13 protein-coding genes are annotated in these 12,762 nt (G+C 63.4%); 5 read left to right on the top strand and 8 right to left on the bottom strand.

The window, feature by feature from the left end; all coding sequences use genetic code 11:
* Positions 1-13: 13 nt before the first annotated feature.
* From EH240_RS03745 to EH240_RS03730, 4 genes are all read right to left on the bottom strand, one after another.
* A complete protein-coding gene (locus EH240_RS03745; protein ID WP_124996075.1) occupies positions 14-1,222 on the bottom strand; it encodes an acetyl-CoA C-acetyltransferase in 1,209 nt (402 codons plus the stop codon).
* 33 nt (positions 1,223-1,255) lie between these two features.
* On the bottom strand, positions 1,256-2,428 hold the full coding sequence (locus EH240_RS03740) for an acyl-CoA dehydrogenase family protein (protein WP_124996074.1): 1,173 nt from the start codon (positions 2,426-2,428) through the stop codon (positions 1,256-1,258).
* Between the two features lie 52 nt (positions 2,429-2,480).
* The gene (locus EH240_RS03735; protein WP_124996073.1) at positions 2,481-4,277 is read right to left on the bottom strand and encodes an acyl-CoA dehydrogenase; all 1,797 of its coding nucleotides are present in this window, start codon (positions 4,275-4,277) and stop codon (positions 2,481-2,483) included.
* A gap of 237 nt (positions 4,278-4,514) precedes the next feature.
* Entirely contained in the window at positions 4,515-4,976 is a 462-nt protein-coding gene (locus EH240_RS03730) for a MerR family transcriptional regulator (protein WP_124996206.1), read from the bottom strand.
* 732 nt (positions 4,977-5,708) lie between these two features.
* On the opposite strand from EH240_RS03730, the gene EH240_RS37810 reads away from it, so the two are divergent.
* The 4 genes from EH240_RS37810 to EH240_RS03710 all read left to right on the top strand — a co-directional run bounded on the left by EH240_RS37810 (position 5,709) and on the right by EH240_RS03710 (position 6,924).
* Positions 5,709-5,882, top strand: coding sequence for a hypothetical protein (locus tag EH240_RS37810; protein WP_167483907.1), 174 nt, complete (start codon positions 5,709-5,711; stop codon positions 5,880-5,882).
* A gap of 5 nt (positions 5,883-5,887) precedes the next feature.
* Positions 5,888-6,073, top strand: coding sequence for a hypothetical protein (locus tag EH240_RS03725; protein WP_124996072.1), 186 nt, complete (start codon positions 5,888-5,890; stop codon positions 6,071-6,073).
* A 377-nt stretch (positions 6,074-6,450) separates the two neighbouring features.
* Entirely contained in the window at positions 6,451-6,675 is a 225-nt protein-coding gene (locus EH240_RS03715; protein WP_124996070.1) for a hypothetical protein, read from the top strand.
* Positions 6,676-6,924, top strand: a complete 249-nt coding sequence (locus EH240_RS03710) for a DUF982 domain-containing protein (RefSeq protein ID WP_124996069.1) — start codon at positions 6,676-6,678, stop codon at positions 6,922-6,924.
* Between the two features lie 10 nt (positions 6,925-6,934).
* Here EH240_RS03710 and EH240_RS03705 read toward each other — a convergent pair whose 3' ends face one another.
* From EH240_RS03705 to EH240_RS03695, 4 genes are all read right to left on the bottom strand, one after another.
* Positions 6,935-7,147, bottom strand: a complete 213-nt coding sequence (locus EH240_RS03705; RefSeq protein ID WP_124996068.1) for a hypothetical protein — start codon at positions 7,145-7,147, stop codon at positions 6,935-6,937.
* A 159-nt stretch (positions 7,148-7,306) separates the two neighbouring features.
* The gene (locus EH240_RS03700; protein WP_124996067.1) at positions 7,307-7,495 is read right to left on the bottom strand and encodes a hypothetical protein; all 189 of its coding nucleotides are present in this window, start codon (positions 7,493-7,495) and stop codon (positions 7,307-7,309) included.
* A complete protein-coding gene (locus EH240_RS37805; protein ID WP_167483906.1) occupies positions 7,495-7,668 on the bottom strand; it encodes a hypothetical protein in 174 nt (57 codons plus the stop codon). Before EH240_RS37805 ends, EH240_RS03700 begins: the two co-directional genes overlap by 1 nt.
* A gap of 27 nt (positions 7,669-7,695) precedes the next feature.
* Positions 7,696-7,902 carry a hypothetical protein gene (locus tag EH240_RS03695; protein ID WP_124996066.1) on the bottom strand — a complete coding sequence of 69 codons (207 nt, stop codon included), beginning with the start codon at positions 7,900-7,902 and terminating at the stop codon, positions 7,696-7,698.
* Positions 7,903-8,496: 594 nt separating this feature from the next.
* Here EH240_RS03695 and EH240_RS03690 point away from each other — a divergent pair.
* Complete coding sequence (locus tag EH240_RS03690; protein ID WP_124996065.1) at positions 8,497-12,600, top strand: peptidoglycan-binding protein; 4,104 nt, start codon at positions 8,497-8,499, stop codon at positions 12,598-12,600.
* Positions 12,601-12,762 lie beyond the last annotated feature (162 nt).

Raw genomic sequence — 12,762 nt, 5'->3', positions numbered from 1 at the left:
TTTTCTCTCCTCGTCAGACGCGTTCGATGATGGTGGCGGTGCCCATGCCGGCGCCGATGCAGAGCGTGACCAGCGCGGTGTTCAAGTCGCTGCGCTCCAACTCGTCCAGCACCGTGCCAAGGATCATCGCGCCGGTGGCGCCGAGCGGATGGCCCATGGCGATGGCGCCGCCATTGACGTTGATCTGGTCGTGCGGGATGTCGAAGGCCTGCATGTAGCGCAGCACGACGGAAGCGAAGGCCTCGTTGAGCTCGAACAAATCGATATCCGACAGTTTCATCTTGGCGCGCTTCAGAAGCTTCTCGGTGACGTCGACCGGGCCGGTCAGCATCAGCACCGGCTCGGAGCCGATATTGGCGAAGGCGCGGATGCGGGCGCGCGGCTTCAGCCCCATCGCCTTTCCGGCCTTCTTGGAGCCCAGCAGCACGGCGGCGGCGCCGTCGACGATGCCGGACGAGTTGCCGGCATGGTGGACGTGGTTCACTTCCTCGACTTCCGGATGCTTCTGCACGGCCACCGCATCGAAGCCGCCCATCTCGCCCGGCATGACGAAGGACGGGTTGAGCGAGGCCAGCGACTGCATGTCTGTCGAAGGCCGCATGTGCTCGTCATGATCGAGGATGGTGAGGCCGTTCTGGTCCTTGATCGGGATCACCGAATTCTTGAAGCGGCCCTCGTCCCAAGCCTTGAAGGCGCGCTTCTGGCTCTCGACGGCGTAGGCATCGACATCGTCGCGGCTGAAGCCGTACTTGGTGGCGATCAGGTCGGCCGAGATGCCCTGCGGTACGAACCAGCCGGGCAGGCCGACGGACGGGTCCATGAACCATGAACCGCCGGACATGCCCATGCCGACGCGCGACATGGATTCGACGCCGCCGGCGATGACGATCTCGTCGGCGCCTTGCGCGATCTTGGCGGCGCCGAAATTGATGGCGTCGAGACCCGAGGCGCAGAAGCGCGAGATCTGCATGCCCGGCGCTTTGGTGTCGTAGCCGGCCTCGAAGGCGGCGGCGCGCGGAATGACCGAGCCCGCCTCGCCGACCGGATCGACGCAGCCGAAGATGATGTCGTCGACATTGCCGGTGTCGAGCCCGTTGCGGTCGCGCAAGGCCTCGAGCGCCTTCGCCGCGAGCCGCACCGCCGGTACCTCGTGCAGCGAGCCATCCTTCTTGCCCCTGCCGCGCGGCGTGCGCACGGCGTCATAGACGTAAGCTTCGGCCATTTTTCTGCTCCTTGGGTTTGCCGGTCGCGCCGCTCAGAGAGAGCGCCCGATCAGCAATTTCATGATCTCGTTGGTGCCGCCGTAGATGCGCTGGACGCGGGCGTCGCGGTACATGCGGGCGATCGGATATTCATTCATGTAGCCATAGCCGCCATGCAGTTGAAGGCATTCGTCGACGACTTTGCCCTGCAGGTCGCTGAGCCAGTACTTGGCCATCGAGGCCGTGACCGGGTCGAGGCCGCCATTGATGTGGCGGGCGACGCAGTCGTTGTAGAAGACGCGGCCGATGGTTGCTTCAGTCTTCAGCTCGGCGAGCTTGAACTGGGTGTTCTGGAAATCGATGATCGCCTTGCCGAAGGCCTTGCGCTCCTTGACGTAATCGATGGTGAGAGCCAGTGCCCGCTCGATCATGGCGATCGCCCCGGTGCCGATCTGCAGCCGCTCCTGCGGCAATTGCTGCATCAGTTGGACGAAGCCCTTGCCTTCCTCGTGACCAAGCAGGTTCGAGGTCGGCACGCGCACGTCGTTGAAGAACAGCTCGGACGTGTCGTTGGCCTTGAGGCCGATCTTGTCGAGGTTGCGGCCGCGCTCGAAGCCTTCGACCTCGTCGGTCTCGACGACGATCAGCGAGGTGCCCTTGGCGCCCTTTTCAGGATCGGTCTTGGTGACGACGATGATCAGATTGGCGAGCTGGCCGTTGGTGATGAAGGTCTTGGAGCCGTTGATCTTGTAATGGTTGCCGTCCTTCTCGGCGCGCGTCTTGACGCCCTGCAGGTCGGAACCGGCGCCGGGCTCGGTCATGGCGATGGCGCCGATCAGCTCGCCGGTCGCCAGCTTCGGCAGCCACTTCTCTTTCTGCTCCTCGGAGCCGTAATGCAGGATGTAAGGGGCGACGATCGAATTGTGCAGGCCGATGCCGAAGCCGTCGACGCCGACATGGCCGATCGCCTCGATGATGGCGCTCTCATGCGCGAAGGTGCCGCCCGAGCCGCCGTATTTTTCCGGCATGGACGCGCAAAGCAAACCGGCGGCGCCCGCCTTCAGCCAGCTCTCACGGTCGAACATCTCGTTCTTCTCGAATTCGTCGTAGCGCGGCGCGATCTCCTCCGACATGAAGCGGGTCGCCATGTCGTAGAGCATGCCGACCTCGTCCGCCGCCCAGGCGGGCTTCGGCAGGCCAAGAACTTCGGCTGGATTGGTCGCCACGATTTCCTCCGCGTTCCGACAATTGTGGGCCGGCTTTGCCGGCCCGCCAAACCTAGAACGCTTCCGCCGGCAGCGCCATTAGCGTATCCGCGCCACTGGAGATGCGGGCAAGCCGCGTCGCCGTTTCCGGCATGATCCGCTCCATGAAGAAGCGCGCCGTCACCAGCTTGCCGTCGTAGAACGACGCGGCCCCATCGGCGCCTTCCGCGAGCTTCGTTTGCGCGGCCTTGGCCATCTCGCCCCACATGTAGCCTAGCGCCACGAGGCCGAAGAGATGCATATAGTCGGTCGAGGCCGCGCCCGCATTGTCGGGCTTGGCCATGCCGTTCTGCACGAGCCACATCGTCGCCGCCTGCAGATCGTTGAGGCCCTTCTTCAGCGCCTTGGTGAAGGGCGCCATCTTCTCGTTGGCACGGTTCTCCTCGCAGAACTCGCCGACTTCCTTGAAGAAAGCCTGCACGGCGCGGCCGCCATTCTGCGCCAGCTTGCGGCCGACGAGGTCGAGCGCCTGGATGCCGTTGGCGCCCTCATAGATCATGGCGATGCGGGCATCGCGCACGAACTGGCTCATGCCGTGCTCTTCAATGTAGCCGTGGCCGCCGAACACCTGCTGCGCCATCACCGCGTGGTCGAAGCCCTTGTCGGTGAGCACGCCCTTGACCACCGGCGTCATCAGGCCGGTGTAGTCGTCGGCCGCCTGGCGGTCCTTGTCGTCGCTCGCGCGATGCGCGACGTCCGACTTGATCGCCGTCCACAGCGCCAGCGCGCGGCCGCCCTCGTTGAACGCCTTCATGGTCATCAGCGAGCGGCGGATGTCGGGATGGACGATGATCGGGTCGGCCTTCCTGTCCGGCGCCTTGACGCCCGACAGCGACCGTCCCTGAAGGCGGTCCTTGGCGTAGGCGACCGCGTTCTGGTAGGCAATCTCGGAGAGCGAAAGCCCCTGCAGGCCGACGCCCAGGCGGGCTTCGTTCATCATCGTGAACATAGCCTTCAGGCCGCCGTTCAACTCGCCGAGCAGGGCGCCCTCGGCCTCGTCATAGTTCATGACGCAGGTCGAGTTGCCGTGGATGCCCATCTTCTCCTCGATCGAGCCGCAGGAGACGGTGTTGCGCTCGCCGACATTGCCCGACGCATCGAGCTTGAACTTCGGCACGATGAACAGCGAGATGCCCTTCACGCCTTCCGGCGCGCCCTCGACGCGGGCCAGCACCAGATGGACGATGTTGTCGGCCATGTCGTGCTCGCCAGCGGAGATGAAGATCTTCTGGCCGGAAATCTTGTAGCTGCCGTCGCCGTTGGGCACCGCCTTGGTGCGCAGCAGGCCGAGATCGGTGCCGCAATGCGGCTCGGTGAGGTTCATGGTGCCGGTCCAGACGCCCTCGACCATTTTGGGTAGCCAGGCCGCCTTCTGCCCGTCGGTGCCATGGGTGATGATGGCGGCGATCGCGCCCTGCGTCAGGCCGGGATACATCATGAGCGCCATGTTGGCTGAGACCATGTATTCGGAAACGGCCTGGTGGACCGTGTAGGGCAGGCCTTGGCCGCCGAACTCGGCGGGCGCCGCCAGCCCCATCCAGCCGCCTTCGCGATACTGGTCGAAAGCCTCCTTGAAGCCCTTGGGCGTGGTCACCGAACCGTCGTCATGGCGCATGCAGCCTTCCATGTCGCCGATACGGTTCAGCGGATGCATGACGTTTTCGGCAAGCTTGGCGCCTTCGGCGAGGATCGCCTCGACCACGTCGGGCGTGGCGTCCGAGAAGCCTGGAAGATTGGAATAGCGCTGATAGCCGAGCACGTCGTTGAGCACGAACAGCGTGTCCTGGACGGGCGCCCTGTAGATCGTCATGCCTTCCTCCACCCTTGCGGTCCTGGCCAGCCGGCAAGTTCCCGATCCAGGTCCGGACGGGAGGCCGAGCCAATGTCGATGCCCCGATAGCAAAAGTTGACGTTTGCGTAAACGTCAAATCTTGTCGCAGCCGGGAAATTTTGGTGAGCGCAGGGTACCAGGGGCAACAAAAAAGCCGCGCGGCCATGGCCACGCGGCTCTGTGTCTGGGATCGTCCCCGCTAGAGCGATTCAGCGATCAGCCGGCGGCGCTTGCCTGCGGCGCGGCCCGCTCGGTCAGCATCTGGCGAACGACCGTCATCGAATTGCTCAGCTCGTTGATAGCGTCCTCGATCAGCGCCCGCTGCTTCTGCAGGCGGGCGAGCTGCTTCTCCGACTTGTCGAGCGCCAGCCGCAACTGCTTGGTATTGGAGCCGCTCGGATCATAAAGGTCCATCATCTGCTTGACGTCGCGCAGCGAGAACCCGACCTTGCGGCCGAGCAGGATCAGCTTCAGCCGGGCCTTGTCGCGGCGCGTATAGAGACGGGTCGAGCCGTCGCGCTTCGGATTGAGCAGGCCCTTGTCCTCATAGAAACGCAGCGTGCGCAAGGTCACGCCATATTTCTTGGCCATCTCGCCGATGCGGACGAGTTCTTCACCGGCCTCGGCCGGTATGTCGTTGCTATTGGCTGCGGCTTCGCCGGGCGAAACAAGTTTCATGGTCACTGGCTTTCCCCTGATGGCGTCGCGGTCACGGACCGAGCGTCGCCTGAGTGGAAGCGGGGGCGTGCTTCCAATCGTGGTTTCGACAAATCAATCGCAAGAGGCACGGCTTCGCACCTTTTACGTTTACGTCAATTCTATAACGACAGCCGGCACCTGACGCAAGGGCGTTGTCGGAACGGAACTTAATGCCGCACCCGGATGTCACACCCGTCAGGCGGCTCGGGATTTATGCGCGACTTCTTAAGCTTGGTTAACGCCTTGTTTAGTAAGCTCCAAGTAGAAACCTCAGGACTCCAAGGGTTGCAGCGAATAAACCCGCGTCAATAAACTTCATGGTGTTTCGCATAATCCATTAGAATATTATTCTACGCGACCCATTTTTCTGCTTTACAGGCTCCTAGCCACTTCAATGGGTTATACGAACAGCAATTTTAACGCTTGCGGCTGCGATAGTTTTGCGTTTAAAATACTCGCAATCGGCCGAAAGGAAAAAGCAGCGATGCCCCTTTCTTCCTGTGCGCGCTGCTTCCCACCCAATCCAGGAGCAGCGAATGCGGAAACCTCGCACCTATCATCACATCCTACTCCGAGCAGAAACAATCAAGGCGCTCCTCGCGCCGATGCCTGATGAGATGAGCTTACGCATCTCGGAAGCAGGGCGCGTGATTTGGCTGTTCCGACAATTGGCTCGATTGCGGCCGGCTCTATGGATACGGCGCGAAATTTGTGAAGGACAACGGACTGATCCGGTATCCGGTTGCGCTCCTGCGCGAATGGATTGCCGAACATACCGTTGATCCCGACGACATTGCTGCAGAGCGTGAAGCCATCGAGACCGCTGAACAGAATGCGAAGGTGGCAGAAGCTGCTTGGGCCGACAAGGTTGAAGCTGCGGAGTAGCGGTCATGAGGCAAGATACAGAGGAAGTCCTCATCCGCGACATCGGCTTGATCCAATACCACGGTGAGCCCTTTAGCAGCGGCATCAAGTGGCACGGCGGCGTCATCGGAGGCGACATCTGGATCAAGAACGGGTCGCGATGGAACACGCTGGTGAAGGCGGCGCGGCAGCATCAGAAATGGGCACTGTGACCTACTGGGACACAAACCCTACCGGAAAGCGCCGATGACCACCGACACACCGCTCACTCGCTACAGCGCTACTAACGGCGCGCTCGCGAGCGGCTTCGTAACCGCCGAGCTACACCACCTGATGGGACACGACCCAGAGATTTCACGGACACCGCTCTCTGCAACCGGCAGGGAACCAATCTCTACCTGGAGTATTGTCTCTAGTTGGACCGGTCCAAGGACCGTCTTTCGCAACGAGCCCGGCGCGGACCCTCATCGCGTCGGGCTTAATACGTGGACGGTGAATCCCCACCGCTGATCCCCATCGGCCGCCGATTCTTTCCCCTTGTGTCGCGACAAGCGTAAGCTCACAAGTGCCAGCGTTGGGAGGCACTTCAATGAGTGTGGCCAAGTGGGCGGCAAGACCCGCCTCGGCTGAGCAGCTTCTGGAATCTATTCTCCAGAATGCGCGATCCGGTGACATCATATCGGTCAAGTCGGCGATCCAGTCGATACGCGATCTTGACCCCTATCCAAGCGTTACCGACGAGGAACTGACTGCCGACATCGTGGAAGTCGCGACGGGCCGTGGGTTATTCGTCTGCTTCGACAGCCACGAATAGATGGCGCTCCACTGGTTCGATCCGCCGGTCTACGTCAAGACAGATCAGGTCGGCATGCGGTATGGCGTCAACCACGTCGAGGGAGCAGCCGAGCAACTGCTGAAATGGCCCAGGCGTGGCGGAGAAAAGTGGCAAGCCGCGGTCGAACTCTGCATCGCGGCGATGGAGGGCAAAACCCCGCCGAAAGAAGTCCGAGCAGCCTTTGAAGCCGCCGCTGAGGAAGCGGGCATGCTGCTGCCCAACAACTGACCACCACCGCCTAGCGACGACTGCCGGCGTCCTCGCGCTCTCGCCGGTCGAGTTCGTCCAGCAATGCAGCATGCGAAGCCGGCAGCTCTGAATCGACTTTCAGGTGCAAGAGCTGGCGCAATTGCGTGCGATTTTCGTCCCTGCGGATCAGCCAGCGGAAGGCTCTGGCTGGTACCTGCTCTTTTTTGTGAAACTCGGGCACAATTAGGGTTTCCCCTTTCAAGCTCGCATTGGCCCTCAAGACCGAAACCCGCAGGTGGTGGAATGGTTCCGCCGCCTCCGACCACCTTGGACGGCGGATGAAGTTCCCACCGGGGCGGCATTGCAGAAGCACCCCTGATATTCACGACACACCTTAAACCAATATTCGTGGCGTTTTACGTCATCCGCTTAGCGCGTTATACTTGCTGTTCGCGGAGCCTACATTGTGAATATTCTTGAAGCGGTCCACGACACCAAGCTTTTCGCCCAATGGTTTCGGGATATGGCGACTTGGCAACGCTGGCTGATCTTCCTCGCCGCTTTCTTCGCGCTCCCCTTGAATGATGAGCAGCTTGCGGTCTTCCGCCATCACACAGGCAGGCAGACACCGCCAAGCAAGGCGACCATTACGCCGGCATCTGGCCGGTTGAAATGTTCAAAAAGTTCGGCATCACCTACCTGCAAGCTGCGCGACCCAAGTCCGAGCTCTACCAGCGCCTTCTGCCGCTTGTGAACAGCCGTCAGGTGGAACTGCTGAAGCACACGCGCCTCCTGCTCCAACTGCAGAACCTAGAGCGCCGGACAACGAGAAGCGGCAAAGATTCCATCGATCACGCCCCGAACAGCCATGACGACGTTGCCAATTCGCTTGCTCTTGGCCGGGACCTGCCCCCTGGCGAGTTCGGCCATCCGCTCCAGGGCATCGATGCGGGCTTTCTCGTATGACAGCAGCGCGCATTTGCCGAGCACGATATTGACCTGTTCAAGCCACGGCATTTTCATCCTGACGACGTAGCGTTTGTCGGTTGTCGTCCCCGATACCTGGACCGCTAGCCCGTGCGTTTCGCTGTCCTAATAGAGCCTCTGCTTGCCCGATGGATCGGGCGCGGCAAGAGCATCGACCACCTTCTGGCTGAGTTTGATTTTGTTCTTGTCAGCCTTCGGACCGAATTGGCTGCGGGTACGCGGTTGTGAGGACCCCATGGTGATGTGAACCTTTCACGAACGAATAAACTTCATGGATCCAGAAACGGGTATTCCAGCTACCGGATCGCAAAAAAGTTAACGCCGCTCAGCGGGGCCTGCAAGCAAAAAATGTAGTCATTTCAAGCACTTGGCATTTGAGCTGCTTGCGCACTAAAAACTTAAAAAAGGTAGAAAGGTTAACGCGTTGTTTACCACGTTGGGCGAAATGTGCGCATGTCGGTCACCCGTGTTTATCCTGTAGCGAATTTTTCACGGTTTTTCGAAGCGCGGGTAAGAACCCGGGAAGCCCGTCTTCCTCCGCAGCTAAACCGCGCGGACGCCTTCGTTCCCGGCAGGACTTTGGGAAACCGGCCTCGGCCGGTCATTCTGAACACGGGCGCATCGATGAACAGCAAGCGGTCCTATCTCGATACACTCAACGCCGGCAGGCAACGCCGGCCGCACACCTCGCTGGAGGATCTGAACCGCTCGCTCGAAACGCTGGAGCAGCGGCTGGAACGGACCCACACCGACATGCCCGAGCGCCCCGATCCGCGTCGGCCCGCCGCCGAGCCGCGCTATGCCGCCGCGCAACCTTATGGTTCGCCCCGCTGGTACGAGGACCCCTACGCCACGCAGAGGGAACAAAATCGGGGATCGCAAAGCCGGGGGCCGCAAAACCCGCCGGCCGCTTCCGACTTCGGCCCCAACTATCAGGCCATTGCCCGCGACATCGATCGGGTGCGCGGACAGGAGGATGGCGTCGCGATGGTGGGCAAGATCGCGGTCGAATTGCGCGGGCTGCGCGAGGAGTTGCGCCATCAGATGACCGCCGGCCTGCAGCGCGAATTCGACGCGCTGCGCCAGGATATCGATCGCGCCATGCAGGCGGGCAGCCAGCATGGCGCCCCCGCCGACAAGAGCAGCGCCGAGCTCGGCCTTGAGGTCGAGCGGCTTTCCGGCGCCATCCACACGCTTGCCGAAAAGAGCGACGACCGCAGCGTCAACCTGCTGCGGCTCGAGCTGGAACAGGTCAAGGCAGCGCTCGACACGCTGGCGCGCGAGGAAAGCGTGCAGGCCGTCGATAAAAGCGTGCGGGCCGTCGACCGCCGCTGGGACGATTTCGACCGCCGCTGGAGCGCCTTCGAGGATCGCGTCGACGCCGACCAGCGCCAGCGCGCCGAAGGGCCCAACCTTTCGGCACTCACCGACCGGCTCGAACAGATCAGCAGCGCGGTCAACAACCTGCCGCAGTCGCTTTCGCTCGCCTCGCTGGAGGAAAAGTTGCGCACCCTTGCCGGCGCGGTCGAACGTTTTGCCAGCCAGCAGACGATGCGCGGCGGCGAGACGCTTGCCATGATCGACGAGCGGCTGGACGAGATATCGCGCGCCATCGTCGCCTCGACGGTGGCCGTGCAGGCCAATGCCTTCGATCCGGAAACCTTCGGCCGCATCGAGAAGCGGATCGCCTCGCTGGCGCAGCAGATCGAGGAGGTCGCGCAGTCGCGTCCCGGCGCCGAGGTCATCGACCGCCTCAACCTTCTGTCCAGCCGGGTGGACGAGCTCGCCGGACGCACCAACCTGCCGGAGCAGGCGATGGAGCGTCTGGGCAGGCAGATCGCTTTAATCACCGACAAAATAGACCGCGCGCCGGTGATGCCCGACGCCGACCATATCTTCCAGGGCCTGGAACAGCGCTTCGACGCGCTGTCCACGCTGCTCGAGCGCCGCCAGGGCGATGCGATCGAGCAGGGCAACATACTGTTCCGCGACCTCGAGCGGCGGCTGGACGAAGTCGCCGACAGGCTCGACCAGCGCATGCGGCAGGACGACGGCGCCGGCATTATGGAGGCGATCGACGCCCGCTTCACCGCGCTTGCCAAGCGCATCGAGACACGCGCGCCCGATCCCGCCAACGAATTGGCGATCCGCGGCCTGGAAAGCCGGCTCGAGGACATCTCCAGCCGGCTGGAATCGTCCGCGGCGCAGGTCGCCGGCATCGATCCGGCACTGATCCGCAGCCTGGAGTCGCAAGTGACGGCCCTTTCGGCGCATCTGTCGAAGCCGAGCGCGCGGCTGCCCGACTTCGAGGACATCAGCCCGCGCCTCAACGAGATCGAGAAGTCGCTTGCCGGCACGCGCGATTCCATCCTCAGCGTTGCGCGAGAAGCGGCGGAAAATGCCGTCAGGTCGCTGGCCGAGTCGAGTTCCAGCACGGCTGCCGCCAACGCCGTCGCCGTGAGCGGCCTCGCCCAGGACCTGAAGACGCTCGAAGCGCTCACCCGCCGTTCCGACGAGCGCAATTCGCGGACCTTCGAGGCGATACACGACACGCTGCTCAAGATCGTCGACCGGCTCGGCTCCCTGGAGGCCGACGAGCCCAGCGAAGCGGTCAGCGAACTTATCGATCCGCAGCCTGGCGGCAAGCGGGCCGCCCGTGCCGGCAAGATCGCTGTGCAGGACGCGCCGTCGATGGATATCGACCAGCCGCTGCCCTTGGCCGGAGACATCGCCGATCTCGACGTGCGCGCCGCTTCCATCCTGCGCAACGAGCCGGTTGCGAGAAGCGAGCTGTTTGCACGGGGAGAACCTGTTACGAGAAGCGAACCTGTTACGCGTGGCGAACCTGCCTCTCGCACGCCCGCCGAGGCCGCGGCTGCCGCCGCCATGGCCGCGCTCGGGTCGGACGCGGTTGGCGAGAAGACGGAGCAGACCGGCCGCAAGAAGTCGGTGTTCAGCGGACTGGCGCGCGCCATCAGGGGTAAGAAGGACGAGGACACGCCACCGCTTGCCGGCTCGGCGCCGGCCGGCGACGTTCCGACGGTCGACATCGACGAACCGCTCGATCCCAGAGCGGCCAACCGGCCGCTGGAGCCGGGCTCCGGTGCGCCGGACCTCAACGCCATCATGAAGCGTGTGCGCGACGAGCGCGGCGGCCAGCCGGCCAAGCGCGGCGAGACCGACGCCGCCAAGTCCGATTTCATCGCGGCCGCCCGCCGCGCGGCGCAGGCGGCTGCGGCGGAAGCCGACGCGCTGAAGCGGCAGTCGACGATGACCGGTCCGGTGAAGGCACTCAGAATCGGCGATCTGCTCAAGGCGCGGCGCAAGCCGATCCTGATGGCGGCCGCCGCGATCATGATGGCGCTGGCCGGCCTGCAACTCGGCAAGGCCTTCTTCTCCGATCCAGCGCCGGTCGCCAGCAACGACGTCGCGCCGATCACCTCCACGCAGTCGGTCGATACCGCGTCGCTCAATGCCGGCGCGCCCAAGGCCGGCGCGAACGCGGCGAAGTCCGAGAGCGGGCCGGAGCGTGTCGTCAGGCCGGCCGCGCCATCGAAGGACGATCCGGCGCCACAAGCCGCCGCTCGACCGTCCGGTCCCGAGATTCCCGCCGCCGCGCCAGCCGAACCGGCGCCTGCTCTGGCGGCTCTTTCCGCGCCAGCCCAGCCTGCGCCGATGGCTTCGACCATGCCGTCCGAGCCGGCAGGTCCGGCCGTGAACGCGCCGGCCATGCACACGGACGCGGATGCGCAGCCTGTGCCCAGCGTGCCGGCTGCCGGAATGCCGGCGGCCAGCACGGCGGCAACCACGTCTGCCGACACGACGGGCACCGTCCCGCCGGCCGGCAGCCAGACCGCGATGTCGGCCGTCAAGATCGATATCCCGACCGATATCGGCCCGGTGGCGCTGCGCGACGCGGCCGCCAATGGCGAGGCAAAAGCGCTGTTCGAGATCGGTTCGCGCTATGCGGAATCGCGCGGCGTCAAGGAAGACATGACGGCGGCCGCCAAATGGTACGAGAAGGCCGCCGAGCTGGGCTTCGCGCCGGCCGAATACCGCATCGGCAATTTTTATGAGAAGGGCATCGGCGTCGCGCGCGACATCAAGAAGGCCAAGACCTACTACCAGCTCGCGGCGGAACAGGGCAACGCCAGCGCCATGCACAATCTGGCTGTGCTGTTCGCCATGGCGGCGGACGGCGTGACCGACAATGAATCGGCGGCGCACTGGTTCCAGGAGGCCGCCGACCTCGGCGTCAAGGACAGCCAGTTCAATCTCGGCATCCTTTCGGCCAAGGGCGTCGGCATGAAGCAGAACCTGGAGGAATCCTACAAATGGTTCGCCCTCGTCGCCAAGACCGGCGACAAGGATGCCGCGGCCAAGCGCGACGAGATCGCCAATGCGCTCAGGCCCGAGCAGCTCGAGCAGGCCCGCGCCGCCACGGAACTGTGGAAAGCAAAGCCGCTAAATGCCGCCATCAACTCGGCCGACATCCCGGAATCCTGGCAGGATAGCACGCCGCAGACCACCGCCAGCATCGACATGAAGAAGGCGGTGAAGAACATCCAGCTGATCCTCAACAAGAACGGCTATGATGCCGGCGGCGCCGACGGCGTGATGGGCGACAAGACCAAGAACGCCATCATGGCCTTCCAGACCGACAACAAGATGAAGCCGACCGGCGAGATCGACGCACCGCTCGTCAAGGCACTGCTCGCGCGCAAATAACGGCAGGCGCGTCGCTTCCGCGACGCCTTGCCACAGATTTGCCTGTTAACTGATTGAGATGGTTTTTGTTTCGGCGCGGTGGCGGGGTTGACCCCGCCGCCGCGTCGGCGCAAGAAAAAATTGGCTTTTCGGTGCGAAACTGCCGGGGACGGCGGCATTCGC

The organism is Mesorhizobium tamadayense, assembly GCF_003863365.1.
GTDB classification, from domain to species: Bacteria; Pseudomonadota; Alphaproteobacteria; order Rhizobiales; family Rhizobiaceae; genus Mesorhizobium; species Mesorhizobium tamadayense.
Note: the sequence above shows the minus strand (reverse complement) of the source record. Positions and strands in the feature narration are given on the sequence as shown.

What these genes read in the sequence shown, in the direction of transcription:
- EH240_RS03745 (WP_124996075.1), bottom strand. Translation starts at nt 1,222, where the DNA reads ATGGCCGAAGCTTACGTCTATGACGCCGTGCGCACGCCGCGCGGCAGG.
- EH240_RS03735 (WP_124996073.1), bottom strand. Translation starts at nt 4,277, where the DNA reads ATGACGATCTACAGGGCGCCCGTCCAGGACACGCTGTTCGTGCTCAAC.
- EH240_RS03730 (WP_124996206.1), bottom strand. Translation starts at nt 4,976, where the DNA reads ATGAAACTTGTTTCGCCCGGCGAAGCCGCAGCCAATAGCAACGACATA.
- EH240_RS03725 (WP_124996072.1), top strand. Translation starts at nt 5,888, where the DNA reads ATGAGGCAAGATACAGAGGAAGTCCTCATCCGCGACATCGGCTTGATC.
- EH240_RS03715 (WP_124996070.1), top strand. Translation starts at nt 6,451, where the DNA reads ATGAGTGTGGCCAAGTGGGCGGCAAGACCCGCCTCGGCTGAGCAGCTT.
- EH240_RS03710 (WP_124996069.1), top strand. Translation starts at nt 6,676, where the DNA reads ATGGCGCTCCACTGGTTCGATCCGCCGGTCTACGTCAAGACAGATCAG.
- EH240_RS03700 (WP_124996067.1), bottom strand. Translation starts at nt 7,495, where the DNA reads ATGGCGGAAGACCGCAAGCTGCTCATCATTCAAGGGGAGCGCGAAGAA.
- EH240_RS03695 (WP_124996066.1), bottom strand. Translation starts at nt 7,902, where the DNA reads ATGCCGTGGCTTGAACAGGTCAATATCGTGCTCGGCAAATGCGCGCTG.
- EH240_RS03690 (WP_124996065.1), top strand. Translation starts at nt 8,497, where the DNA reads ATGAACAGCAAGCGGTCCTATCTCGATACACTCAACGCCGGCAGGCAA.